This is a genomic window from Flavobacterium cheongpyeongense (assembly GCF_003202435.1).
GTDB lineage: Bacteria > Bacteroidota > Bacteroidia > Flavobacteriales > Flavobacteriaceae > Flavobacterium > Flavobacterium cheongpyeongense.
Genome location: NZ_QJHK01000012.1, coordinates 65,834 through 91,103 on the forward strand (window position 1 = coordinate 65,834; position 25,270 = coordinate 91,103).

Here is a 25,270-nt window from a genome sequence, read left to right on the forward strand (position 1 = left end):
AAAATTTAATTTTACTGAATTTTGAATTTTATCACCAGAGTTAATAATTTAGTAATGTATGCGAAATAACAAAAAAAGAGGTTTTTTTTATCTTCGTTTGAAAAATCGCCGAATATGAGCATCGAATATACTGCCAATAAAACTATTTTAATAACTCCTTTAAACTGGGGATTGGGTCATGCAACACGATGTATACCAATTATTAAGGCATTACAGGATAACAATTATATACCCATAATTGCTTCAGACGGAATCGCATTGGCGCTATTACAAAAAGAATTCCCATACATTCAAACTTTAGAACTGCCTTCTTATCATATTGAATATGCTAAAAATGGCAAAAATTTTAAGTGGAAACTGATTAAAAGTCTCCCTAAAATGATTACCGCAATCTTAGATGAAAAAAAAATAGTGAATTCCTGGATTAAAAAATATGATATTGACGGTATTATTTCAGATAACCGACTAGGAGTTTTCAGTAAAAAGGTACCTTCTGTGTTTATCACGCATCAACTGAATGTAATGACTGGAAATACCACAAAATTTACCAGTAAATGCCACCAGTATTTTATAAAAAAATATAATGAATGCTGGATTCCGGATACAGATGGAACCCCAAATTTAACAGGTGAACTGGGACACCTGAAGAACAATGCATTAAATCTGAAATACATTGGTCCTTTGAGCAGAATTCGCCAAAAAGAAGCTTCAAAACAATATGATTTAATGATTATCTTGTCTGGTCCGGAACCGCAACGTACTATGCTGGAAGAGAAATTACAAAAAGAAGTTGTACGCTATAGAGGTGAAGTTGTTTTTGTGAAAGGCGTTGTCGAAAAAACACAAACCAAACAGCAGATCAAAAACGTGACATATTACAATTTCATGAATACCAAACAGCTGGAACAAACTTTTAACGAAAGTGATTTGATTTTATGCCGATCGGGTTATACTACTGTCATGGATTTGGCGAAATTAGGAAAAAAAGCATTTTTTATACCTACTCCAGGTCAATATGAGCAGGAATATTTAGCGGTAAAACTTCAAAATGAACAATTAGTACCTTATGCAACGCAAAACGACTTTACGATTGAAGATCTTTCAAAAGTAAAATCGTTTAAAGGTTTGTCGCAATTTAATAACAATATCGACTGGGATTCGCTATTTTCTGTTTTTGAAAAATAAATTAGAAATTAAACTGTGCCTGTAATCGTAGTAAATTACCCTGCTGTCTGTTAATTGGAAGTGCGCTGTCTTCAAATGTTCTGTCGGCAATAACATACTCTGCCGTTAGTTCGAACGCTTTTATTGGCTGCCATTCAACACCAATTTGATAATCTCTTACTACGTAACTTCTGGCATCTTTTTCATATTTTTTTCCTCCGTCATAATATTGAAATTTGGCAAAAGGATAAATATACTGTTTTTTTATGTCCCACTTATAATTTAATAAAACATAACCTCCATTGAGATCGGTTACCTCAATAGTGTTGGTGGCTGGATTATAGCGGGGACCTGTTCCAATGTTATACTCCGTTTGGATCCCAAAAGGTTTTGGATACAAAACAAAAGTGGCTCCTATCCTTTCGTCTTTTATATATTTAGGATCGTCATTCACCACAACTCCAGAAGAAACTTCGCCGGTAAAAGCCCATTTTCCTTTGTAAGCCTGAATTCCCGGTTCGATAATCTGGTTTCCAATAACAAATGGGTAGGTAACTCTTGCAACCACATTTAAATCTCTGTTGCCATCAATTTTGTTTGCAATTTGTCCATTGTATGCCCCTAAAGCAAAAACCCCAAAATCGCCAGAGCCTTTGTAGCCATTTTTTACTAACATTTCAAAACGTTTTCTAATTTCTGCCGGTGCCCAGTAAAAAAACATCCCTAAATCACGTTCGTTTGCTATTGAACTGTTTATTCCATCGGCACGGTCTAAAGTCAGACGCTGGGAACTGGACTGCATGTTTTCGAATCCGTAAGGAATTTTACTCTGTCCGATACGTATACGATATTCTCTTTTTTTATCAAACGAAAGGTCAAAATATAAGTCACGAATCTGAACAAAATTTTGAATTCCGCTACTTGGTGAACTGGCAAAATCCGGTTGAAAATAGAAAAAAACATTTGGATGTACCTGACCTGAAAATACTAAACGTGCACGACGGATAAAAAGTCCGTTGTTTGATTTTGCATCCGGAGCAGTAGAAGTTGTCCCCCAGGATTTATCACACTGGTCGCACGAAACTTTATCGTTGGTAGAAAATAAGCCATTGTATCTTACTTGTGCATATCCTCTTAAAGATATTTTGTCATACCAGTGTTCTTCAATACCGCCACCAGATTTAGTTTCAGGGAGTTTTGCCCTATTAATAGAATCTAAAATACGCATGACTTCCTTTTTAACATCCTGCTTATTTAATTCCTGCGCATTTGCTCCGCAGCCAAACAGTACTAAAACTGCCATTATTGTTCTTTTTATCATTTTTTCTTACGTCCTTAATTTCAGGATGCAAAGATGCGTCTACCTGTGTTAAGAAATCATTAACAAGATGTTATCATAATAAAAATTTAATGTTATGAGCAAAAGCCTTATGTTGATTTAATGTTAAAATCGTTGTTTTACAGCTTTTGAGAAAACAGAGCTTACAATTATTTAACCTCAGCTTTTGTTATTTTATTCGCTTTTTCAAGCGTGAAAGAAAACTCAGAACCAATTCCGAACTCGCTTTCTACATATACTTTTTCTTTATGAGCTTCAATAATGTGTTTTACAATTGCTAAACCTAAACCAGAACCGCCTTCAGAACGGGTTCCGCTTTTATCAACTCTGTAAAAACGTTCGAAAAGCCTTGGAATATTTTGTTTCTCTACCCCTTCTCCATTATCACTAATACGGATTAAAACTTTTTTCTTGGTTAGATTCACAACTCCCACTTCAGTCAAGCCTCCTTCTTTTCCGTATTTAATAGAGTTTACGATTAAATTTTCCAAAACCTGTTGTATTCTGTCCTGATCGCCTTTTACTATTAAGGATAATACGTTCTTGCTTTCGAATGCTAATTTGATTTTCTTTTTATCAGCTTTCATTTCCAGTAAATCAAAAACATTCTGAATCAGATTAACAATATTAAATTCAGTAATATTCAAATCTAAGTCTCCTGATTCTAATTTGGTAATCATATCCAGATCTTCAACAATGTAGATCAGGCGTTCTACTCCTTTTTCTGCTCGCTTTAAATATTTCTTTCTAATTGTTTTATCATCCATTGCACCGTCCAGCAAAGTCGAAATATATCCCTGAACTGTAAATAAAGGAGTTTTAAGTTCGTGCGAGACGTTCCCCAAAAACTCTCTTCGGTATTGTTCCCTGATTTCGAGCATTTCGATTTCGAGTTTTTTGTCGGTTGCAAATTTTTTCACTTCCCGCGAAAGTGTTTCCATGTCAGTAGTTATTGGCTGATTGATAAGTTTCGTAGATTCAAGCAACGAAACCTCATCGTAGATTTTCTTAACCCTTCTGTAAATAAAACGTTCAACACGATATTGCAACACTAAAAAAGAAAAAATATAAACTGAAATTATAAAAATTATTCCAAACCCAACCTGATATTTTAGTTGATTTTTATAAAACATATTCATCAGCAGCAAGACAAATCCAGTTGTAAAAAGACTGATGTACAACGCTGATTTGATAGCAAATTTGTAGGTTTTCTTGAAATTGATTTTCATTGCTATTTTAAAATAATAAGATTCAAGGTGTCATTTTTTTCATATTAAGTGATATAAGTTCATTGAAAAAAGTCAATCTTTGTCAAAGTTTAGATTTTGACAAAGATTGACTTTGATTGAGTACAAAATATAAATTTAAACGAACTTATATCACTTTTGGTTTAAATTTATTAGAATGTTTAAGCTTCAAACTTATAGCCAACTCCTTTTATGGTTTTAAAAAGGTCTTCGCCAATTTTTTCGCGTAATTTTCGAATATGCACATCAATAGTTCTTCCGCCAACAACCACTTCATTTCCCCAAACCTTATCCAGAATTTCATCTCTTTTAAATACTTTTCCGGGTTTTGAAGCAAGCAAATAAAACAATTCGAATTCTTTTCTGGGCAGTGAAATTTCAATATTATCCTTGATGATTTTATACTCTTCGCGGTTAATTTCGATTCCGCCTACATTTAAGGTATCGGTAACTACTTCTTGTTCTTTTAGCCTTCTTAACAAAGCCTTCACTTTGCTTACTAGTACTTTTGGTTTAATTGGTTTAGTAATATAATCATCAGCACCTGCATCAAAACCAGCTACTTGAGAATAGTCTTCGCTTCTTGCCGTTAAAAATGTTATGATAACGTTATTTAGTTCCGGAATTTTTCTGATGTGTTCACACGCTTCCATTCCATCCATTTCAGCCATCATGACATCCATAATGATAAGTTCTGGCAATTCTTTTTGAGCTTTTGCGATTGCTTCTTTTCCATTTGAAGCTGTTACAATCTGGTAGCCTTCCTGGGCAAGGTTATAGCCAACAATTTCAAGGATATCCGGTTCATCGTCGACTAATAAAATCTTGGTTTGTGTTTTTTTCATAAATAGCAAAAATTGAATTTTTTACATCAAATTTTCTTTATTACATATTTGATGTTTTTGAATTGCGATGGTAAATATAATATAAAAACAACGGTTAAAAAGTCGTGTTAACGGTAATTTAATTTGGTAACAATTTGATAAACTGCAAGACACAAAAACATAACAAGTAGCTAACATGAACTTTACAGTGTATGTATTTCTTTGCACCCAAATAAATCAAACACAACACTGAAATGAAATTCAATTTAAGATTTCTATTAATTGCATTATTTATCTGCGCCATTTCGGTCGCGCAAAACAAAGGTACAATTTCTGGAGTATTAACCGACAAAGAAACGAATAATGAATCACTTCCTTTTGCAAATATCTTAATTAAAGGAACAAACATTAGCACCAACACTGACATTGAAGGGAAATATTCCCTATCTGTAAATCCGGGAACGTATACTGTTATTTTTAGTTTCGTAGGATACGAATCTGTAGAAAAACCTGTTACTGTTAAAGCAAATGAAACAGTTACTGTTAACCAGGTGTTATCAGCTGGCGGCTATACACTGAAGGATGTGGTGGTAAAATCGTCTGGAGGAAACAGAGAAAAAGAAACTGCTTTGCTTTTGGAACAAAAAAATGCTGTGGTTATTAAACAAAGTATCGGAGCACAGGAAATGTCCAGAAAAGGAGTTAGCGACGTTGAGGATGGATTAACAAAAGTAACCGGAATTACCAAAGTAGACGGAAGAGGTTTATTTATCAGAGGACTTGAAGACCGTTACAATAATTTACTGGTTAATGATTTACAGACGCCATCAAACAGCCCTTTCAAGAAAATCATTCCATTGGATTTATTTCCGACCGATATTGTCGGAGTTTTAAATATCTACAAAACATTCAACTCGAATATTTCAGGTGATTTTGCAGGAGGAACAGTAAATATAGAAACTACACAGCCTAAAAACATAACCAAACTTAATATAGGTTTTGGATATACTACAAATAACAATCTTAAAAAATTCTTACTTTCAGATGATGCGAACAGTACAAAAGGTACATTCGGATTAATTGGAAAAGACAGAGAATTGTCTGGAGTTTTCGGCTCTGTCCCTAACGGAAAAAAGTTATCCCCGGATGAATATCACAATGCTTATGATGATAAAAACTGGGATGTTAATGAAACTGCAAGTCCATTAAATTCAAGCATTGGTTTTTTACATTCACAAAAATTTGATCTTGAAAAAGAAAGAAACATTAGTTACATCATATCTTTTAACTTTGATAATAAATATGTTTTCAGAGAAGGAGTTGACAGAACTTTTAACTTAGGTCAGGGTAATTATGATAATAATTTGTATAACACACAATATGCTTATCAAACTACTTTTTCTGGTTTAGCAGGCTTAAAATATAAGACAAACAGACTGAACCTGAACTTTACAAGTTTGTTTATTCAGGCTACCGAAAGCATCATTCAGGATCAGTTAGGATATACCAACAGTTTGGCAAATGTAACCAACAATCTTATCAGAGGAAATCAATTTGAAGAATCCAGATACTGGAATACTCAGCTTTTTGGAGATTATAAATTGACAGAAGACGGAAAACAGTCTATAAAAGCCGGAGGATCTTATGTGAAAACTGGTTTTCAGCAGCCGGACAGAAAATTCATTACAGGTCAGAAAGTGAGTGATACCGAAATCAACATGTCCTACGGAGGAAACAACTTAAACCGTCAGTACTTAGATGTAAACGGAAACTTTTACTTCTCTGCTTTAGCAGAATATAATTTGAAATTTGGAAATAAAGAAAAACAAAACAATTTATCTGTTGGATATAATAATTTTCTAAACGACATGCAATCAAGTTACCGTTTCTTTTCCGGAAGAAGAAACTTAGAGAAAAATTACACCGCTGATTTAAACACCATCAGTGCGCTAATCAATGATGATATTAACAACGGAATTGTATATGTTCAGGAAGAATCCAATGGAGACTACAAGGTAAAACTGAATCAGTTTGTAAATGCCGGATACTTCAATTTATACTATACTTTTGGAGAAAAATGGGATTTAAATGCGGGTCTTAGAGCTGAAAATTCTACTCGTGAGATTAAGTACAGAGAGCAGGGGGATCCATTTGGAAGCGCTTATCGCAAAAAAACGGATGAAAGTTTAGACATACTGCCGTCGATAAATACTAAATATGCCGTAAACGAGAACAGCAATCTGCGTGCTTCTGTAAGCAAAACCATTACAAGACCAGTTGCTATGGAATTGTTGCCTATCAACTATATTAACCCGGATGCGACTTCAGTAAGTGGTAATTCCAATTTATTGAACAGCAATAATTACAATGTAGACTTTAAATATGAGTTATTCCCTAACAGCAAAGAATTTTTTGCCATTGGAGCTTTCGGAAAATTAATTGAAGATCCGATCGAGAGAGTTTTTAAACCAACTGCAAATAGTGGAGGACAAATTACAACTTTCAAAAACTCTGAACAAGCTGTAATTTATGGTGCTGAAATCGAAATGATTTTAACTTTAAACAGAATTAGTGAGTCATTGTCTAACTTCACTTTTGGATTCAATACTTCATTAATGAATACTGATGTAAAAATTGATTTGAACAAACAAGGGAATGAATTAGAAAACAGCAAAAACCGTAAACTTCAGGGAGCTTCAAACTGGATGATTAATACAGACCTGAAATATGAGTTTACTTTGAACAAAGAGTGGAAAAACACAATGACATTGGTTTACAATGTTTACGGAGACAGAATTTTTGCAGTAGGTTCATCAGGAATGGATCATATTTATGAAAAATCATTTAGCAAATTAGATTTTGTCTGGTCAAGCACTCTTTCTAAAAACATCGATTTAAAATTTTCAGCAGAAAATTTACTCAATCCGTATTACAGAAAAGAATTAGGAAAAAACAGCACTATAGACATCACCGAGGATTCATTAGTACTTCGTGAATATAAAAAAGGAGTTGGATTCTCAGTAAATATCGGATACACATTTTAATGAACAAAAAAGAGCTTTACGGCTCTTTTTTTATTTAAGTACGTAACATAAATTTTACATCAAATTGATTGTTATATAATACTTTGATAACAATTAGCTAACTAAATTTAAGAATCACGACAGTACTTTTGAAGTAAATAATAACACAAAAAAAACATAATCAAAATCATTAAAAAATGAAAAAAATAGCAATCAGTCTTACTTTTTTAAGCTTAATTTTCGCAAGTTGTTCTTCTAGCGATGATGATATTGTAACTCCTCCTGTATCAGGTTCTGGAGAAATCACAGGAGACATTACTGCTTCAAAAACATATATCAAAGGTACCTATACAATAAGTGGAACCGTAAGAGTAAAGAAAGATGTAACTTTAACTTTTGAAGCTGGATCAGTTATTACAGCAGATGCAACAAACGGACCTGATGCTTTATTAGTAGAAAAAGATGGAAAACTAATTGTTGCAGGAACAGCTGCAGAACCAGTTGTTTTTACAGAAAAATCTAAAACTCCAGGATCTTGGGGTGGAATTATCATATTTGGTGATGCACCAATCGTTTCCGGAAAAACAGCTGACGGTACTCCAATTACAACAGCAACTTCAGAAGACGGTACGAACATTGTTTATGGAGGCTCAAATGCCACTCACAGCAGTGGTTCACTAAAATATGTTCGTGTTGAATATGCCGGAAAGAAAATCTTAGATGGTAACTCAGAAATGAATGGTTTTTCTTTCTACGCTGTTGGTTCTGGTACGGTTTTAGAAAATTTAGTAGCTTACAAAGGAGCTGATGATGGTTTCGAGTTTTATGGTGGAACTGTAAGTGGTAAAAACCTAGTTTCTTACGGTAATACAGATGATTCTTTTGACTGGCAAGATGGATGGCAAGGTCAGTCTAACACTAACTGGTATGCTTACCAAACAGGTGCAGGAAACTTCGGAATGGAAATCGAAGCAAAAAGTGTCAACAATGCCTTCTTCCCTAAAGTTTCTAACATTACTTTAAGAAGAGCTGTCGGAACAACAACTGAAGCTGCAGGTTCTGTAGAATATGACGCAATCCAATTCAAAAAAGAAGGAAACGGTGAATATTCTAATATTGTAATATCAGGATACACTACAACTAATGCAGTTGCAGTTAGAATACAGGAATCAACTACAAATACTAACCAAGTAGCAGGTGGTAAAATTAAAATATTGAACGCAAAAATTGAAGATGCAGCTACTACTTTAACAGGAACTGGAGCAACAGGTTTCACAATTACTTTCCCTGAAGGAAATTTTACAACAAGTACAACAGCAACCGGAGCTGCTTTAACTCCTGGTGCATGGGCAATTGTTGACGGTGTAAACTTATTAGAAAAATTATAAGATTTACTTATAAACTGTTAAAAACATCCTAAATATTTAGGATGTTTTTTTTTGGGGGTAATTTTTGAAAACTTTTTTTTGTATATTTACGATATCTAAAATGATGCGATGGCAAAAAACTACTTTTATATTACTTTCTTACTGGCTTTTTTCTTTACTTTAAGTGTCTCAGCACAAGACAGTAAAGCAACGCCAAAAACTCAGGGTACTCCTATAGAGGGTTTAAGCTTGTATCCTAACCCTGTGGTAAATGGAAAAGTATATATTACCTCCAAAAATGATCTGGAAAAAGAAATTATTATATTTGATGTTTTAGGCAAAAAAGTTCTTCAGGTACATTTAACTACAAAAGAGCTAAACATTCCTGATTTAACTCCTGGAGTTTACATCATAAAAATAAGTGAACAAGGCAGTTCGGCGACACGAAAACTAATTGTTCGATAAAACAATATAAAAAGCTCCTTGTGGAGCTTTTTTAGTTTTCAGTCACAGTTTTCAATTTTGTAAAACCGTTAAAAAGGTGACTTGAAAACCGTGATGGAAAACCGTGACTAAAAACTAAAAATAATATCTTTGCACAAAAAAAGTTTTGAACACAGCCAACGATATCTTTACCATTTCGAATCAAAAACAATTTGAAAAAAAAGCACTTAAGGTGTTTCGCTTTCAGCACGAGAATAATAAAGTGTATCGTGATTTCTGTGATTTCTTAAAAGTAAATCCACAGCAGGTAAAATCATTAGAACAAATTCCTTTTTTACCTATTCAGTTTTTCAAAAGCCACGAAGTTGTATCCAATACAGATTTTGCTCAGGTAACTTTTACCAGCAGCGGAACTACCGGAATGATTACCAGCAGACACTTGGTAACCGATGTTTCTCTTTACGAAGAAAGTTACCGCAACGGATTTTCACAGTTTTACGGCAATATCGAAGATTACGTTGTTTTAGCCCTTTTACCGTCCTATCTCGAACGCGAGGGATCTTCGCTTATTTACATGGTCGAAGACTTAATAAAACTCTCCAGTCAGCCTGAAAGTGGCTTTTATTTACACAATCACGACGACTTAATTAAAAAACTGACTGCTTTAGACGAATCCGGACAAAATGTAATTCTAATTGGGGTCACTTACGCCTTATTAGACCTGATCGAAAAACATAAATTTCAGCTTCAGAATACTATTATTATGGAAACCGGAGGAATGAAAGGCAAACGTAAAGAAATGATTCGGGAAGAACTACACGACCAGCTTTGCAAAGGTTTTGGCGTTTCAGCCATTCATTCTGAATATGGCATGACAGAACTTCTGGCACAAGCTTATTCTCTTGGTGAAGGTATTTTTGAATGTCCGTCATGGATGCACATTTTAGTTCGCGATCCCGAAGATGCCCTCACTTATGTAAAAGACGGAAAAACAGGTGGGATCAATGTTATTGATTTAGCCAACATCAATTCCTGCTCATTTATCGCTACGCAAGATTTAGGCAAAAAAAATCCCAACAACTCTTTTGAAGTATTGGGACGTTTTGATAATTCTGATATTCGTGGGTGTAATTTGATGGTTTTGTAATTAAACCACCCGAATCACAAAATAATTTTTCTTTCCACTTTGCAATAAAACAAACTGATTGTTGATTAAATCATTTGTAGTCAATACAAAATCTTCTTTAATTTTTTCTCTGTTTACTGAAATTGAATTTGCTGTTAAAGCACGTCTTGCTTCTCCGTTTGATTTAAAGAAACCTGTTTTTTCGTTTAAAACTGAGATAATATCCAATCCGTTTTCTAAATCTGCTTTTGCAATTTCTGCCTGAGGAACTCCGTCAAAAACTTCTAAGAAAGTAGCTTCATCCAATTGTTTTAAATCTTCTGCAGTAGAATTTCCAAACAGAATATTCGAAGCCTGAATCGCTTTTTCTAATTCTTCTTTACTGTGAACAAAAATCGTAATTTCTTCTGCTAATCTCTTCTGCAAAACCCTTAAATGCGGTGCTGCCTGATGTTCTGCAATTAATGCATCGATCGTTTCTTTATCTAAAAAAGTAAATATTTTAATGTATTTTTCAGCATCAGCATCTGTAGCGTTGACCCAAAACTGGTAGAATTTGTAAACCGAAGTTTTATCAGCGTCCAGCCAGACATTTCCTCCTTCAGATTTCCCGAATTTAGATCCGTCCGCTTTTGTAATTAAAGGTGTTGTCAGCGCAAAAGCTTTTGCATTTTCGCCACCCATTCGGCGTACTAATTCTGTACCTGTGGTAATATTCCCCCATTGGTCAGAACCTCCCATTTGCAAAAGGCAGTTGTTGTTTTTATATAAATGATAAAAGTCGTATCCCTGAATTAATTGGTAGGTGAATTCTGTGAAAGACATTCCTTCACCCTCTCCGTTAATTCTCTTTTTAACAGAATCCTTCGCCATCATATAATTTACCGTAATACGTTTTCCAACTTCACGGGCAAAATCAATAAACGAGAATTCTTTCATCCAGTCATAGTTATTTACCATGATTGGTCCGTTTGGTTCATTTGAATTAAAATCTAAAAAACGCGATAAAACACTTTTGATTCCTGCAACATTTTTAGCTAAAGTTTCTTCGTTCAACAGATTTCTTTCATCAGATTTTCCGGAAGGATCACCAATCATTCCGGTTGCACCACCCACTAAAGCAACGGGCTGATGACCAAAATTTTTTAAATGAACCAACAAAATAATCTGAACCATACTGCCAATATGCAGCGAATCTGCCGTTGGATCAAAACCAATATAAGCCGATGTTACCTCTTTTAGCAATTGTTCTTCCGTTCCTGGCATGCTATCATGGTACAAACCGCGCCACTTTAATTCTTCAACTAGATTCTTCATTTTAAAATATTTTTGCGCAAATGTAATCAATGTCAATGGCAATTTCAATTTCAATGGCAAAAATCAATGGCAATAACAATTTCAATGGGTAATCTTAAAAAGTAATTCTAAAATTAAAAACCTTTTCAACTTTGATCTTCTGTAAATTTGCACCTTTCAAGCAAAAAGTTATCTTTACAAAATGATATTAGTAACAGGAGGAACCGGTTTAGTTGGCGCACATTTATTGCTTCATTTAATTGAAAATGAAGAAAATGTAAAGGCGATTTACCGAAATCTAAAAAATATCCAAAAAACAAAATCGGTTTTTGAATTGTATAAAAAAGGCGATTTATTCGAAAAAATCAATTGGCTTGAAGCCGATATTTTAGATGTACCTTCCCTTGAAACTGCTTTTATCGGAATAGAGTACGTTTATCATTGCGCCGCATTAATCTCTTTTGATCCAAAGGATGAAGACGCACTTCGAAAAACCAATATTGAGGGAACGGCAAACATGGTTAATTTTTCTTTAGCCAAAGGAGTAAAGAAATTTTGTTTTGTAAGTTCTATTGCTGCTTTGGGAGATTTGCCTCAACATGAAACTTATATTACCGAAGAAACCGACTGGAATCCGGAAAAACCACACAGTGACTATGCCATTTCAAAATACGGTGCCGAAATGGAGGTCTGGCGCGGAGTCCAGGAGGGCTTAGATGTAATGATCATAAATCCGGGCGTTATTTTAGCCCCTGCTTCAACAAGATCCATTTTTGAACACGGAAGTAATGAATTGTATGCAAAAGTAGCTAACGGACTTTCATTTTACACTCTTGGAAATACTGGGTTTATCACTATAAATGATGTGGTCAGAATTGCTTTGGAGTTAATGAAAAGCGATATAAAAAACGAACGTTTTACGCTAATTGCAGATAATATTGTTTTCAGCGACATATTAAGCACAATTGCCCAAGTTTTAAAAGTAAAAAAACCGACAATTCACGCAACTCCTTTATTTATGAATTTTCTTTGGATTGCAGATAGCCTATTTTCAACTTTATTATTTCAAAAAAGAAGTCTTACCCGCGCAACAGCAAAAGCATCTTATTCTAAACACCTGTACTCTAATGAAAAAATAAAAACCGCTCTGGGAACGGTTTTTTCAGATGTTCATCAATATGTAAAAGATTTTTCGAAGTTATAATCCTTTATGACCAAGTCGTCTCATTCTTTTTATAGAATCGATATTCACTTTTTTTACAATTTTCTTTTTTACAGAATCTTCAAAGGTTTCTTTTAGTTTATTATTTTTTGCTTCTGCTGCTTTTTTTGCATCGGATACCTTTTTAGCTTTAGCCGCCTTTTTTTCTTCCGCTTTCAGCTTTATTTCTGTATTCTTTTTTTCTTTTTCTAGCCTTGCATTTATTTCATCAAACATCTCTTTGTAACTTTCATAATCAGCGGCATAATACATATTGCTTTTGGCAAATTGAATACTATCAACCTTGTATTTTTTGAAAATAAACTTAGCAGGACTTGATTCTACAGAGTCCAGGGATAAAGGTTGCTGGTATTTTATAGCTTCCAAAAGAGACAAATCATATATAATATCCATCATTTTTTCTTTCGCAATAAGTCTTGCAGGTTCTTTGACCAGTTCTTTTTTACAACTTACAGAAAAAAATAAAACCAATATTACAAATACAAAATTCTTCATATCAATTTACCTGTTAAATAATAATCGTTTTCCGGCACGGACATCTTTTACTTTAAAGTTATTATACACCATTTCACCATTTACAAAAGTATGTGTGATTCTTGACTTGAATGTAAAATTTTCAAAAGGAGACCAGCCACATTTGTATAAAATATTCTCAGGTTTGACACTCCACGGCAAGCTTGGATTCACAATAACCAAATCAGCGTAATAGCCAACTTTGATAAAACCTCTTTTTTCGATTTTAAAAATCTTAGCCGGATTATGGCACATTTTTTCGACGATTTTTTCAACAGTGATTTTTCCCTGATGATAGGCTTCAAACATCGCAATAACGGCATGCTGAACCAGAGGCCCACCTGAAGGCGCTTTTAAATACGATTGATGTTTTTCTTCTTTGGTATGCGGTGCATGATCTGTTGCAATAACATCTATGCGCCCGTCGTTTAAGGCTTTCCAGAGTTCTTTTCTGTCTTTATCGGTTTTTACAGCTGGATTCCATTTAATAAAATTCCCTTTTGTTTTGTAATCTTCATCGGTAAACCAAAGATGATGCACACAAACCTCAGCTGTGATTTTTTTATCTTCCAACGGAATTTTATTTGTAAACAATTCCATTTCTTTGGCAGTCGAAAGATGAAAAATATGGAGTCTTGCTCCTGTTTTTTTGGCCAAAGCCACTGCTTTTGAAGAGGATATATAACATGCCTCAGCACTTCTGATCAGGTTATGAGCCGTTACAGGAACATCATCACCGTATTTCTCTTTAAATTCTATCAGGTTATTCCGGATCGTTGTTTCGTCTTCACAATGAACAGCGATCAGCATTGGTGTACTTGAGAATATTTTTTCTAAGACTACTTCATTATCTACCAGCATATTTCCGGTTGAAGAACCCAGAAAAATCTTGATTCCCGCAACATTTTTTGGATTTGTCTTTAAAACTTCCTCCAGATTGTCATTGGTTGCTCCCATCATAAACGAATAGTTCGCAAATGATTTTACTTCGGCAATTTGATATTTATCTTCTAAAATTTCCTGCGTAACTGCATTCGGAACCGTATTAGGCTGTTCTATAAAAGAAGTAATTCCACCGGCAACAGCAGCTCTGGACTCAGATTCAATATCTCCTTTATGTGTTAATCCTGGTTCTCTAAAATGTACCTGATCGTCAATTGCACCGGGAATCAGATAATTTCCTTCTGCGTCTATCACCTTACAATCGGATGATTTCAGACTGATGTTATCTGCCACTTCAACAATTAAGTCGTTTTCTATTAAAACATCCCCTTCAAAAATTGATCCTTCGTTTACAATTTTAGCATTTTTGATTAAAATCCTGTTCATCGCCGTTCGTTTATAGTGTATTGAATAATTTTTTTAATCGAAGAGAAATAACTCCAAGTATCGCTTCTTTAATAATAGCATTGCTCATTTTTGATACTCCTTTCGTACGGTCAGTAAAAATAATCGGAACTTCTGTTATTTCAAATTTAGCACAATAAGTTCTATATTTCATTTCAATTTGAAAAGCATATCCAACAAACTTAATTTTATCAAGTTTAATCTTTTCCAGAACCTCTCTTTTATAACATACAAAACCTGCAGTAGCATCGTGAATTTTCATTCCGGTAATAAACTTTACATAAACCGAGGCAAAATATGACATTAGCACTCGGCTTAAAGGCCAGTTTACCACATTGACCCCAGTAACATAGCGGGATCCTATTGCTAAAGAAGCACCTCCAAAATGACAGGCGTCATATAATTTTTCAAGATCATTTGGGTTGTGCGAAAAATCAGCATCCATTTCAAAAATGAAATCATATTTACGTTCAAGAGCCCATTTAAAACCATGCACATAAGCTGTTCCTAGACCGGATTTTTTTTCCCTTTTTTCGAGAAACAATCTTCCCTGAAATTCGTCCTGAAGTACAATAACCTTGTTAGCGGTATGATCAGGGGAGTTATCATCAATAATCAAAAGATGAAAGGATTTATGTTGCGAAAGCACTGCACGTACTATGCTTTCAATATTTTCGATTTCGTTGTAAGTTGGAATTATGACAATACAATCATTCATTTTTTCTGCGTAATTTCACCGCAAAAGTAAACTTTTTTATAGCACATGTTTCATAATAAATCTATAATAAAAGTATTGAGCCAAAAAATTACTAATTTTGTATCGTTATGATTGAACAGCTCCATCCCAGAATTATAGAGAACAAAGATTGGGCAACACTGTTGTTTGTGTTGACTTTTGCCATTGTTGCTATTACTAAATCAGCTTATGAAAACCGGTTCAGTGAATTTACAAAACTTATTTTCTCAGATAAATACGTTAAAATTTACCGGGACGTTTCACATCTGAAAAGTAGCTTTACCGTTGCCATATTTTTTGTGCAAATTGTTTCATATGCGTTTTTCATACAACTGACAATGCATATTTTTGAATTTCCGGTAAAAACAGAAAAAACAGACTGGATACTATTTACCCGGATTGTCACTTTTTTGACCTACTTCGTATTAGTAAAATATTTAATTGAAAAAATAATAGGAACTTCATTCAACATTAATGAGTTTGTAGATCTTTTTAACTTACAAAAAGTAACATACAGGAGCTATATTGGTCTTTTAATCCTTCCTGTTAATGCTATTTTATTTTACTACGACGATGTTCCTAAACTCATACCGCTAACTATAATCGGTCTTTCGGCATGTATAAGTATGTTTTCCTATTTTATTTCAATTAAAACTTATCAAAATACAATAATCAATAAATTATTTTATTTTATTTTATATCTTTGCACTCTTGAAATAGCCCCTTATTATTTCCTTTATTACTGGATAACAAAAGAGGTGGCTTAGTAAATGTTTATAATATGAAAGTGAAAACAATTTTGGTGTCACAGCCTGAACCTAAAGTGGAAAATTCTCCTTACTTTGAGCTCCAACAAAAACACAAAATAAAAATTGATTTCAGACCTTTCATTCATGTGGAGGGGGTTAATGCAAAGGAGATCCGATTACAAAAAATAGATCTTAATCATTACACTGCAATTATTTTAACGAGCCGAAATGCGGTTGATCATTTTTTCAGGGTGGCTGACGAAATGCGCTACAAAGTCCCTGAAGGTCTAAAATATTTTTGTCAGTCTGAAGCAGTTGCTTTTTACCTGCAAAAATATGTAGTATACAGAAAACGTAAAATTTACGTTGGTGCTAAAGATTTTGCGGATTTATCCCCACTTATCAAAAAGTACAAAGACGAAAAATTCCTGCTTCCTGCATCTGACCAGTTAAATGCAGATGCACCTGTTACACTCAATGCCTTGAAAGTAGATTGGTCCCAGGCCGTTTTTTACAGAACTGTAATGAGCGATTTATCTGATTTAGCCGATGTTTATTATGATGTACTGGCTTTTTTCAGTCCGACAGGTATCAAATCATTGTTTAAGAACTTTCCTAACTTTAAACAAAACAATACCCGAATAGCAGTATTTGGAAGTACAACCCAAAAAGAAGCGTTGGATCATGGCTTGAGAATTGATATTCTTGCGCCTACACCAGAAACACCATCTATGACAATGGCTTTAGAAAAATATATTATTGATGCAAATAAAGGAAAATAAACCTACATCCTTAAATTATTTAAATTCCAAATTCCAAACTAATCATTTGGGATTTGGAATTTTCTTTTTAAAACATTTTAACTATATTTGATTTCTATTCTATACCAAATAACCTCTGTTAGTTTCAAATCGTAATTCATGAAAATCAACTCTCTCCTAATTGAAATTGACGGTATCGATAAAGAAATTCTTCGCTATTTAATGGATGATGCAAGAAAACCTATCTTGCAAATTGCAAACAAAATTGGTATTTCAGGAGCTGCAATTCATCAGCGTTTGAAAAAACTCGAACAATCGGGTGTTATTTCGGGGTCAAAATTCACCGTAAACCCTAAAGTCCTGGGTTACAACACCATGGCATTTATTGGGGTTTATCTGGATAAAGCTTCACGAAACTCTGAGGCGGTAAAAGAACTGCGAAAAATACCTGAGGTCTTAGAATGCCATTACACCACCGGAAACTGGTCGGTTTTGATTAAAATCATCTGTCGGGACAACGAACATTTAATGCAGCTTTTAAACACCAAAATTCAGGCAATAGAAGGCGTATCAAGAACAGAAACCTTTATCTCACTTGACCAGCAGATTGACAGGCAGATTCAGCTTTAAAATTAGATAATGATAATGGGGTAATTTGACATTTAAAACCCATAAAAAATGAAACCCGACTGATTTAAAAATTAATCAGTCGGGTTTGATTTTTATAAATAGCGATTAGATCTTTTTCCTCATTCTTGCCACCGGAATATCCAATTGTTCCCGGTATTTAGCAATTGTTCTTCTCGCAATCGGATAGCCTTTTTCTTTTAAGATTTCCGCCAGCTGATCGTCCGGAAGGGGCTTCCTTTTATCTTCTTCCTCAATGGTGTTTTTAAGGATCTTTTTGATCTCTAAAGTCGAAACATCTTCTCCCTGATCGTTTTTCATTGCTTCAGAGAAAAACTCCTTGATCAGTTTTGTTCCGTATGGCGTTTCTACATATTTGCTGTTGGCTACGCGCGAAATTGTCGAAATATCCAAACCAACCATGTCGGCAATGTCTTTTAAGATCATTGGTTTTAGTTTGGTTTCATCGCCGTCTAAAAAGAATTCTTCCTGATAATGCATAATCGCATTCATCGTTACAAAAAGTGTTTCCTGACGTTGTCTGATCGCGTCGATAAACCATTTTGCGGAATCCAGTTTTTGTTTGATAAACTGAACCGCATCTTTTTGCGCAGTCGATTTATCACGGGAATCTTTATAGGTCTGCATCATTTCCTGATAATCTTTAGAAACGTGCAGAGAGGGTGCATTTCGTCCGTTTAAGGTCAGTTCTAATTCATTGTCAATAATTCTGATCGCAAAATCCGGAACTACATTTTCGGTCACCTTGTTGTTTCCTGTATAAGATCCTCCTGGTTTTGGATTGAGTCTTTCAATTTCGTGAATCGCTTTTTTTAGCTGCTCGTTTGAAACGCTGTATTTCTGTAAAAGTTTGTCGTAATGTTTTTTTGTAAAAGCATCAAACTGATTTTCGATAATATCAATCGCAAGATCCACGTATTCAGTTGGGGTTTTATGTTTCAATTGCAATAATAAACATTCCTGCAAATCGCGTGCTCCTACCCCTGAAGGCTCCAGTTCATGAATAACATGAAGCATTTTTTCAACCATTGCTTCATCTGTATAAATTCCCTGCGTAAAAGCCATATCGTCTACAATATCCGGAATGCTTCTGCGGATGTACCCCATATCATCAATACTTCCGACAAGGAATTCAGCGATTTCGCGCTCTTCATCATTCAGAATAAAAGTATTCAATTGATTGATTAAATCCTGATGAAAACTAATTGGCGATGCAAAAGGCGTTTCACGTTCTTCTTCGTCTCCATAATTATTAACCTGAGTTTTGTAATCAGGCGTATCGTCGTCACTTAAGTATTCGTCAATATTAATGTCTTCTGCTTCAATTCTGTCTGATTCTGCATCATCATAATCGTCGTATTCCTCGTTAGCAAATTCGTCGGCTTCGTATTCGTCTTCCTGACCAGCTTCCAAAGCCGGGTTTTCGTTCATTTCTTCTAATAAACGCTGTTCAAAAGCTTGCGTAGGCAATTGAATTAACTTCATCAGCTGAATTTGCTGTGGAGATAATTTTTGGGATAATTTTAAATTTAAAAATTGCTTAAGCATTTATTTTTTTGTTCTTTTTAGTTTAATGTTTCAAGTTTCAAGTGCTGAACGTCCAACAACCTGAAACTTGAAACCTGAAACAATTTTTTTTTAAAACTCAGCACTTCCGGGAGTTCTCGGGAAAGGAATTACATCTCTGATATTCGTCATGCCGGTAACAAACAATACCAGACGCTCAAATCCTAAACCGAAACCTGCGTGAGTTGCAGAACCAAATCTTCTGGTGTCCAAATACCAGTATAATTCTTCTTCATCAATTTCTAATGCTTTCATTTTTTCGACTAAAACATCATAACGCTCTTCTCTTTCAGAACCTCCCACAATTTCTCCGATTCCAGGGAAAAGGATGTCCATTGCACGAACCGTTTCTCTTCCTGGTTCGGTGTTGTCATTCAAACGCATATAAAACGCTTTAATGTTTGCCGGGTAGTCAAACAAAATTACCGGACATTTAAAATGTTTTTCAACCAAATAACGTTCGTGTTCTGATTGTAAATCAGCTCCCCATTCGTTGATGATATATTGAAATTTCTTCTTCTTATTTGGAGTTGAATCTCTTAAAATATCAATTGCTTCCGTGTAAGAAACACGCTTAAAATTGTTCTCCAAAACGAAGTTTAATTTCTCCAACAAAGCCATTTCGCTTCTTTCTGCCTGAGGTTTTGATTTTTCTTCTTCAAGAAGTCTTCCTTCCAAAAATTTCAAATCGTCTCCACAATTTTCCAAAGCATATTTGATTACATACTGAATAAAATCTTCAGCCAAATCCATATTGTCGTCCAGATTATTGAAAGCAACTTCCGGCTCGATCATCCAGAATTCTGCCAGGTGACGGGAAGTATTTGAATTTTCTGCTCTAAAAGTGGGCCCAAACGTATAAATCTGACCTAAAGCCATTGCGAAAGTTTCTCCTTCTAATTGTCCGGAAACCGTTAAGTTGGTATGTTTTCCGAAGAAATCTTTTTTGAAATCTATATTTCCTTCTTCTGTTTTTGGTAAATTGTCCAAAGGCAATGAAGTCACCTGAAACATTTCTCCCGCTCCTTCAGCATCTGCTCCCGTGATAATCGGCGTGTTTACATACACAAAACCTTTTTGCTGAAAATAGTTATGAACCGCAAATGACAATACCGAACGTACGCGCATAATAGCTCCAAAAGCATTTGTACGTACGCGCAAGTGAGCATTTTCACGTAAAAATTCTAAAGAGTGCTTTTTAGGCTGCATTGGGAATTTCTCCGCATCAGAATCTCCTAAAATTTCAAGTTTGTTAACCTGAATTTCATATTTCTGACCAGCACCTTTACTTTCAACTAAAGTTCCGATTACAGAAACTGCGGCTCCGGTTGTGATTCTTTTTAAAGTCTCTTCCGGCGTATTTTCAAAATCAACAACACATTGTATATTATTAATGGTAGAACCGTCATTAAGCGCAATGAACTGATTGTTTCTAAAAGTTCTCACCCATCCTTTTGCATTCACTTCCTGTAGCGTCGTCGTACTGTTTAATAAGTCTTTAACCTTTGTGTGTTTCATTTGTTTATAAAATTGATTTTTATATAGTATTTCAATTGAAATGCAAATATAATCGATTTGTTTGTAATTGCCACATGGGTTAAAGAAGTAAGGAGTTATTTACTGCTATTCGTTATATCTCTGGAGTCGGATCCTGCCTCAAGATGTTTTGCCATTATCAGACCAGGAGTGATTAGGGCAATTGAGCATGGAAAAGAAAAATGATTTTAATATAAGAAACTTAAATTCTCCAATACTAAAAAAAGCTACAACCTGGAGGAGTTGTAGCTTTTTGAGTAGTCTAAAGCCTAAGGTCTTAGATCTAATTTAAATTCTATATTGAGATTTTGTTTTTTTAATTTTTTATAAACTTAATTTTTTGCTTAGTGTCTGTAGAAAGTATGTACAAACCATGTCTTAAGGCAGACACATCAACAGACTCAATGTTTTCTGCATTTTTAATCGTTTTAACCGTTCTTCCGGTACTATCTGTAATAATTAGAGATTTAATAGCTGCATTAGAACTGATATTCAAATCATTTTGAACCGGATTCGGGTAAAATACCACTTTATTGGTTTGGTTTTCAAATTTTTCATTAGCCAGAGTGATGTTGGCTCCAATAAAAGTAATGTCGTCTATATAGAAGGTAGTAGTACTTTTTCCTAAATCAAGATTAAGTCTGGTTGAAGTACTTTTTGCAGCAAAAGTATAACTTATTTGTTGCCATGATGTACCTATTGTTGTGTTTGGGCCATAGTTCGCACTTGTAGCAGTAGTTGAAAATCTTACTGTGCTTCCAGCTACAGAGGCTTTGATCCACATACTTGCAGTATAATTCCTTCCTACTACCAGATTCATAGCATCGCTCACAAGTTGTACGTTGTATTCATTTGCTCCGGTAGATATGGCTTTAAGAGCTCTTGCACCACCATGAACTTCTACCGTTTCTGCTGTCAGATTAGCTGCTCCGTTATATTTTGACCAGTTGGTAAACGTGTCTCCTGTTCCGGCTTCAAGATTTCCATTTAAGATAAAATCTGAGGTTGGTGCAGTAGATACATCATATAGTGCAACATCATCAACATAAAAGGTATCTGTCCCTTTTCCTAAATCTAAATTTATCTTAGTTGTTGTGGCAGTAGCAGTAAAACTTAAAATACACGTTTGCCATCCTGTAGTAACTGTAAAGGCAGATCCGTAAACAGCAGTTCCTCCTGAAGTTGAAAAACGAACTGTATTTCCTCCGGTAGTTCCTTTTATCCACATACTTACTTCATAATTGTGCCCAATTACGGTAGTAATATCATCAGATTGAAGTTGGACACTGTATTCATTTGCTCCTGTAGAAATTGCTTTTAGAGATCTTGAACCACCGTGTACATTTACAAGATCTGCTGTTAAGTTAGCACCTCCGTTAGTTTTTGTCCAGTTGGTGAAAACGTCTCCGGTTCCTGCCTCCAGATTTCCGTTTAAAATTAAGTTCTGCGCATTTAAAGTTGATGAAAAACATCCTGCAGCTAAAAATAAAAAAAGTAGTTTTTTAATCATTGGTTAGTTTTTTAAAGGTTAGTTAGTTTATGAATTTTTAAAAACAATCTATTGCGTAAATAATCAATATTACTAACAAATGTATATATTTTTTTATTTCAATTAATCTTTTTTAATTGTTAATAATCAATCATTTGTAAAGTATTATTGAATTACAAAAAACAAAAACAACCGTTTGTGTAATTTTGAGGATTTTGAGTATAAAAACCCTAAAATCAATGAATTTTATTAAACTTTTCGGATAAAAAAAAACTACAACCGAAAAGCTGTAGTTTATAATGTAATAATTTGTAATCCTACACATCAGGATTTTTGAATTTACAAAAGCTATTTTTTCAAAAGCTCCAAATCTTCACTTTTTGCTTTTTTCTTCTCAAAAGTCAAAACCAAAGCCGGTAAAACCAATAAATTCGCAAACATCGCAAACGCCAATGTACAGGATATTAATCCGCCAAGTGCAATTGTTCCACTAAAGCTGGAAAGCGTAAACGTTGCAAAACCTAAAATCAACACTACCGAAGTATAAAAAGTACTAATTCCGGTTTCTCTTAATGCACTGAAAACAGATTTTTTTATTTTTCCGTTGTTCTGTAATAAGTCGTGTTTGTATTTCGCCATGAACTGAATAGCGTTATCTACCGAAATTCCAAATGCGATACTGAAAACCAGAATAGTTGACGGTTTAAGCGGGATTCCGAAATACCCCATTAATCCTGATGTGATACATAGCGGTAAAACATTTGTAATTACCGATGCAAATACCATTTTGAACGATCTAAACAAATACAACATCAAAGCGGCAATTACTAAAATTGCAAAAATCAACGATTCGATTAAGTTTTCTACCAAATAAGATGTTCCTTTCTGGAAAACCAATGCTTTCCCGGTAACGGTTACTTCATAACGATCAGCCGGGAAAATTTCATCAATCTTTGAGTGTAGTTTTTTCTCAACTTTTGCCATTTCATCTGTACCAATATCTTTCATAAAAGTGGTGATTCGAGCGTATTGCCCAGTTGAATCAACATAAGCTTTCATCAAATTATCCTTACTGTTTTTCGTCGCATTTTTTGCATAACTCAAAATAAAAGTCTGCTCCTGTGAAGTTGGCAACTGATAATATTCAGGGTTACCATTATAAAAAGCCTGTTTTGAGTATTTAACTAAATTTACAATTGAAACTGGTTTTGCCAGTTCAGGCATTTCGGTGATTGTGTTTTGCAACTCATCCATTTTACGAATCGTTGAAGCCTTCATTACACCTTTTTTCTTTTTGGTGTCAATCATAATTTCAAGAGGCATTACACCGTTGAATTCTTTTTCGTAAAATAAAATATCCTTAAAAAAAGATGCGTTTTTGGGCATTTCACCAATCAAACTTCCTGAAACTTTCATTTGAGAAATGCCTATAATACTAAAAACCAAAAGTAATCCGTAAATTGTATAAATTACTTTTCGTTTGTTTTTCACCACATTTTCTACAAAATCAAGCAATGTTGAGATATAAGTTTTAGTCAGGTGATATAAATGTTTTTCGTTTGGCATAGACATAAAACTGTACACAATCGGGACAATTAGAAGTGTAAGCAAATAAACCGAAATAACATTGATAGAAGTTACCAGACCAAACTCAAAAAGTAAATCATTTCCCGTAATCATAAACGTTGCAAACCCTATTGCAGTTGTCAAATTGGTCATTAAGGTCGAAACGCCAATTTTAGAAATAATACGCTGTAAAGCCTTTGCCTGATTGTTGTGAAGTTTAATTTCCTGTTGGTACTTATTAATCAGAAAAATACAATTCGTAATTCCGATTACAATAATTAAGGGCGGAATAATTGCCGTTAAAATCGTAATCCTGTAATGAAACAATCCAAGAGTCCCGAATGACCAGATTACACCAACAATCAAAATGCAAATCGAAATAAAAGTCGCTCTGAACGAACGGAAAAAGAAAAAGAAAATTAAAGAAACGGTAAATAAGGCCGCACCAATAAAAAGCCCAATTTCGCCTTTCATATTATCAGCATTGATAGTTCTGATATAGGGCATTCCCGAAACGCGAAGATCAACTCCTGTCGTTTTTTCGAATTTATTAATTTTTGGGACTAAATTTTCGAGAATAAAAGTCTTTCTCTGCGCTGTATTTACTAAAGCATTGTTCATATAAATGGCAGAGCGCACGCTTCCGCTTTGTTTGTTAAACAACAATCCTTCGTAAAAAGGCAAATTGTGAAATAAATCGTACTGAACGCTTTTTAGGTAATCCGGATTGAGTGTTTTGCTTTGATCGATAAACGGTGCTAAAACAAATTTTTCGTTAACGGTATCTTTTTCTAATTTCTTCAAATCATTTAAAGATACCACCAAATCAACTTCTTTCGATTTTTTTAAACCTGTCATCAGTTCGTTCCAGGCAGCATAATTTTTAGGGGTAAAAAACTTTCGATCTTTAAAACCAATAACAATAAGGTTTCCTTCCTCGCCAAATTTGTCCAGAAACTTTTGATATTCTTTATTGGCAATATGATCTTTAGGAAGCAAGTTCGCTTCGGTATATGTCATAGCAAGATTTTTCCATTGAAAAGTCAAAAAGATAGTCAAAGCTGTGAGGATAATTAATATCGTAATTCTGTTTTTAAGTATGATTCGGGCTAATTTTTCCCAAAAACCTACTTGTATTGAGTTTTTCATAAAATTTGTAAAATGGTTGCAAATGTAGTGAAAAGTGTTAAAAACTATAAATTATGGCTATAGTTTTTGAGACTTGTTAACATTAATTAACATCCGTAAGATTTAGATAATTTAAAGATTAAGTGTGATTTGCCATCCGCTTTTCTCATCTTTGTAAT

At 34.3% G+C, this 25,270-nt stretch carries 20 protein-coding genes; 9 read left to right on the forward strand and 11 right to left on the reverse strand.

Translation table 11 applies throughout. From position 1 onward, the window contains the following. Positions 1–114: 114 nt before the first annotated feature. Complete coding sequence (locus tag DMB65_RS13905; protein ID WP_110307248.1) at positions 115–1,185, forward strand: glycosyltransferase; 1,071 nt, start codon at positions 115–117, stop codon at positions 1,183–1,185. A 1-nt stretch (position 1,186) separates the two neighbouring features. On the opposite strand, the gene DMB65_RS13910 is transcribed toward DMB65_RS13905, so the two are convergent. The 3 genes from DMB65_RS13910 to DMB65_RS13920 all read right to left on the reverse strand — a co-directional run bounded on the left by DMB65_RS13910 (position 1,187) and on the right by DMB65_RS13920 (position 4,595). Next, positions 1,187–2,485 carry a porin gene (locus DMB65_RS13910; RefSeq protein ID WP_110307249.1) on the reverse strand — a complete coding sequence of 433 codons (1,299 nt, stop codon included), beginning with the start codon at positions 2,483–2,485 and terminating at the stop codon, positions 1,187–1,189. Positions 2,486–2,652: 167 nt separating this feature from the next. After that, positions 2,653–3,732 carry a sensor histidine kinase gene (locus DMB65_RS13915; protein WP_110307250.1) on the reverse strand — a complete coding sequence of 360 codons (1,080 nt, stop codon included), beginning with the start codon at positions 3,730–3,732 and terminating at the stop codon, positions 2,653–2,655. A gap of 179 nt (positions 3,733–3,911) precedes the next feature. Beyond that, positions 3,912–4,595 carry a response regulator transcription factor gene (locus tag DMB65_RS13920; protein ID WP_110307251.1) on the reverse strand — a complete coding sequence of 228 codons (684 nt, stop codon included), beginning with the start codon at positions 4,593–4,595 and terminating at the stop codon, positions 3,912–3,914. Between the two features lie 233 nt (positions 4,596–4,828). Here DMB65_RS13920 and DMB65_RS13925 point away from each other — a divergent pair, with 233 nt between their 5' ends. The 4 genes from DMB65_RS13925 to DMB65_RS13940 all read left to right on the forward strand — a co-directional run bounded on the left by DMB65_RS13925 (position 4,829) and on the right by DMB65_RS13940 (position 10,555). Continuing rightward, positions 4,829–7,618, forward strand: a complete 2,790-nt coding sequence (locus DMB65_RS13925) for a TonB-dependent receptor (RefSeq protein ID WP_110307252.1) — start codon at positions 4,829–4,831, stop codon at positions 7,616–7,618. A gap of 176 nt (positions 7,619–7,794) precedes the next feature. After that, positions 7,795–8,985: a hypothetical protein gene (locus tag DMB65_RS13930; protein WP_110307253.1), complete on the forward strand. Its 1,191-nt coding sequence runs from the start codon at positions 7,795–7,797 to the stop codon at positions 8,983–8,985. Positions 8,986–9,093: 108 nt separating this feature from the next. Beyond that, complete coding sequence (locus tag DMB65_RS13935; RefSeq protein WP_110307254.1) at positions 9,094–9,429, forward strand: T9SS type A sorting domain-containing protein; 336 nt, start codon at positions 9,094–9,096, stop codon at positions 9,427–9,429. A 145-nt stretch (positions 9,430–9,574) separates the two neighbouring features. Then, positions 9,575–10,555, forward strand: coding sequence for a LuxE/PaaK family acyltransferase (locus DMB65_RS13940; protein WP_110307255.1), 981 nt, complete (start codon positions 9,575–9,577; stop codon positions 10,553–10,555). Here the strand turns inward: DMB65_RS13940 and tyrS are convergent, their stop codons facing one another. Beyond that, positions 10,556–11,851 (reverse strand): tyrosine--tRNA ligase, encoded by a 1,296-nt coding sequence (gene tyrS / locus DMB65_RS13945; RefSeq protein ID WP_110307256.1) that lies wholly within the window; start codon positions 11,849–11,851, stop codon positions 10,556–10,558. Between the two features lie 181 nt (positions 11,852–12,032). On the opposite strand from tyrS, the gene DMB65_RS13950 reads away from it, so the two are divergent. Next, complete coding sequence (locus DMB65_RS13950) at positions 12,033–13,034, forward strand: NAD-dependent epimerase/dehydratase family protein (RefSeq protein WP_110307257.1); 1,002 nt, start codon at positions 12,033–12,035, stop codon at positions 13,032–13,034. Here the strand turns inward: DMB65_RS13950 and DMB65_RS13955 are convergent. From DMB65_RS13955 to DMB65_RS13965, 3 genes are read right to left on the reverse strand one after another with little or no spacing between them, the layout of a single operon-like run. Beyond that, entirely contained in the window at positions 13,029–13,547 is a 519-nt protein-coding gene (locus DMB65_RS13955) for a DUF4296 domain-containing protein (RefSeq protein WP_165834941.1), read from the reverse strand. The two genes, DMB65_RS13950 and DMB65_RS13955, sit on opposite strands and share 6 nt — an antisense overlap. Before the next feature lie 6 nt (positions 13,548–13,553). Continuing rightward, positions 13,554–14,894, reverse strand: coding sequence for a dihydroorotase (locus DMB65_RS13960; protein WP_110307258.1), 1,341 nt, complete (start codon positions 14,892–14,894; stop codon positions 13,554–13,556). Between the two features lie 10 nt (positions 14,895–14,904). Next, entirely contained in the window at positions 14,905–15,630 is a 726-nt protein-coding gene (locus DMB65_RS13965; protein ID WP_110307259.1) for a polyprenol monophosphomannose synthase, read from the reverse strand. A gap of 107 nt (positions 15,631–15,737) precedes the next feature. Here DMB65_RS13965 and DMB65_RS13970 point away from each other — a divergent pair, with 107 nt between their 5' ends. The 3 genes from DMB65_RS13970 (at position 15,738) to DMB65_RS13980 (ending at position 17,788) form a co-directional block, all read left to right on the forward strand. After that, the gene (locus tag DMB65_RS13970; RefSeq protein WP_110307260.1) at positions 15,738–16,415 is read left to right on the forward strand and encodes a DUF4271 domain-containing protein; all 678 of its coding nucleotides are present in this window, start codon (positions 15,738–15,740) and stop codon (positions 16,413–16,415) included. Between the two features lie 14 nt (positions 16,416–16,429). After that, a complete protein-coding gene (locus tag DMB65_RS13975) occupies positions 16,430–17,179 on the forward strand; it encodes a uroporphyrinogen-III synthase (protein WP_110307261.1) in 750 nt (249 codons plus the stop codon). 138 nt (positions 17,180–17,317) lie between these two features. Further along, positions 17,318–17,788 (forward strand): Lrp/AsnC family transcriptional regulator, encoded by a 471-nt coding sequence (locus DMB65_RS13980; protein ID WP_012022648.1) that lies wholly within the window; start codon positions 17,318–17,320, stop codon positions 17,786–17,788. Between the two features lie 105 nt (positions 17,789–17,893). On the opposite strand, the gene rpoN is transcribed toward DMB65_RS13980, so the two are convergent. The 4 genes from rpoN to DMB65_RS14000 all read right to left on the reverse strand — a co-directional run bounded on the left by rpoN (position 17,894) and on the right by DMB65_RS14000 (position 25,112). Then, positions 17,894–19,354: an RNA polymerase factor sigma-54 gene (gene rpoN / locus DMB65_RS13985; protein ID WP_110307262.1), complete on the reverse strand. Its 1,461-nt coding sequence runs from the start codon at positions 19,352–19,354 to the stop codon at positions 17,894–17,896. 90 nt (positions 19,355–19,444) lie between these two features. Next, a complete protein-coding gene (gene asnS, locus DMB65_RS13990; RefSeq protein WP_110307263.1) occupies positions 19,445–20,890 on the reverse strand; it encodes an asparagine--tRNA ligase in 1,446 nt (481 codons plus the stop codon). Between the two features lie 334 nt (positions 20,891–21,224). Next, entirely contained in the window at positions 21,225–22,418 is a 1,194-nt protein-coding gene (locus tag DMB65_RS13995; protein WP_110307264.1) for a carbohydrate binding domain-containing protein, read from the reverse strand. Between the two features lie 327 nt (positions 22,419–22,745). Further along, entirely contained in the window at positions 22,746–25,112 is a 2,367-nt protein-coding gene (locus tag DMB65_RS14000; protein ID WP_110307265.1) for an efflux RND transporter permease subunit, read from the reverse strand. Positions 25,113–25,270: the final 158 nt, after the last annotated feature.

What these genes read in the sequence shown, in the direction of transcription:
- asnS (WP_110307263.1), bottom strand. Translation starts at nt 20,890, where the DNA reads ATGAAACACACAAAGGTTAAAGACTTATTAAACAGTACGACGACGCTA.
- DMB65_RS13950 (WP_110307257.1), top strand. Translation starts at nt 12,033, where the DNA reads ATGATATTAGTAACAGGAGGAACCGGTTTAGTTGGCGCACATTTATTG.
- DMB65_RS13980 (WP_012022648.1), top strand. Translation starts at nt 17,318, where the DNA reads ATGAAAATCAACTCTCTCCTAATTGAAATTGACGGTATCGATAAAGAA.
- DMB65_RS13975 (WP_110307261.1), top strand. Translation starts at nt 16,430, where the DNA reads ATGAAAGTGAAAACAATTTTGGTGTCACAGCCTGAACCTAAAGTGGAA.
- DMB65_RS13965 (WP_110307259.1), bottom strand. Translation starts at nt 15,630, where the DNA reads ATGAATGATTGTATTGTCATAATTCCAACTTACAACGAAATCGAAAAT.
- DMB65_RS14000 (WP_110307265.1), bottom strand. Translation starts at nt 25,112, where the DNA reads ATGAAAAACTCAATACAAGTAGGTTTTTGGGAAAAATTAGCCCGAATC.
- DMB65_RS13970 (WP_110307260.1), top strand. Translation starts at nt 15,738, where the DNA reads ATGATTGAACAGCTCCATCCCAGAATTATAGAGAACAAAGATTGGGCA.
- DMB65_RS13955 (WP_165834941.1), bottom strand. Translation starts at nt 13,547, where the DNA reads ATGAAGAATTTTGTATTTGTAATATTGGTTTTATTTTTTTCTGTAAGT.
- DMB65_RS13935 (WP_110307254.1), top strand. Translation starts at nt 9,094, where the DNA reads ATGGCAAAAAACTACTTTTATATTACTTTCTTACTGGCTTTTTTCTTT.
- DMB65_RS13910 (WP_110307249.1), bottom strand. Translation starts at nt 2,485, where the DNA reads ATGATAAAAAGAACAATAATGGCAGTTTTAGTACTGTTTGGCTGCGGA.
- DMB65_RS13920 (WP_110307251.1), bottom strand. Translation starts at nt 4,595, where the DNA reads ATGAAAAAAACACAAACCAAGATTTTATTAGTCGACGATGAACCGGAT.
- DMB65_RS13905 (WP_110307248.1), top strand. Translation starts at nt 115, where the DNA reads ATGAGCATCGAATATACTGCCAATAAAACTATTTTAATAACTCCTTTA.
- tyrS (WP_110307256.1), bottom strand. Translation starts at nt 11,851, where the DNA reads ATGAAGAATCTAGTTGAAGAATTAAAGTGGCGCGGTTTGTACCATGAT.
- DMB65_RS13925 (WP_110307252.1), top strand. Translation starts at nt 4,829, where the DNA reads ATGAAATTCAATTTAAGATTTCTATTAATTGCATTATTTATCTGCGCC.
- DMB65_RS13960 (WP_110307258.1), bottom strand. Translation starts at nt 14,894, where the DNA reads ATGAACAGGATTTTAATCAAAAATGCTAAAATTGTAAACGAAGGATCA.
- rpoN (WP_110307262.1), bottom strand. Translation starts at nt 19,354, where the DNA reads ATGCTTAAGCAATTTTTAAATTTAAAATTATCCCAAAAATTATCTCCA.
- DMB65_RS13995 (WP_110307264.1), bottom strand. Translation starts at nt 22,418, where the DNA reads ATGATTAAAAAACTACTTTTTTTATTTTTAGCTGCAGGATGTTTTTCA.
- DMB65_RS13915 (WP_110307250.1), bottom strand. Translation starts at nt 3,732, where the DNA reads ATGAAAATCAATTTCAAGAAAACCTACAAATTTGCTATCAAATCAGCG.
- DMB65_RS13930 (WP_110307253.1), top strand. Translation starts at nt 7,795, where the DNA reads ATGAAAAAAATAGCAATCAGTCTTACTTTTTTAAGCTTAATTTTCGCA.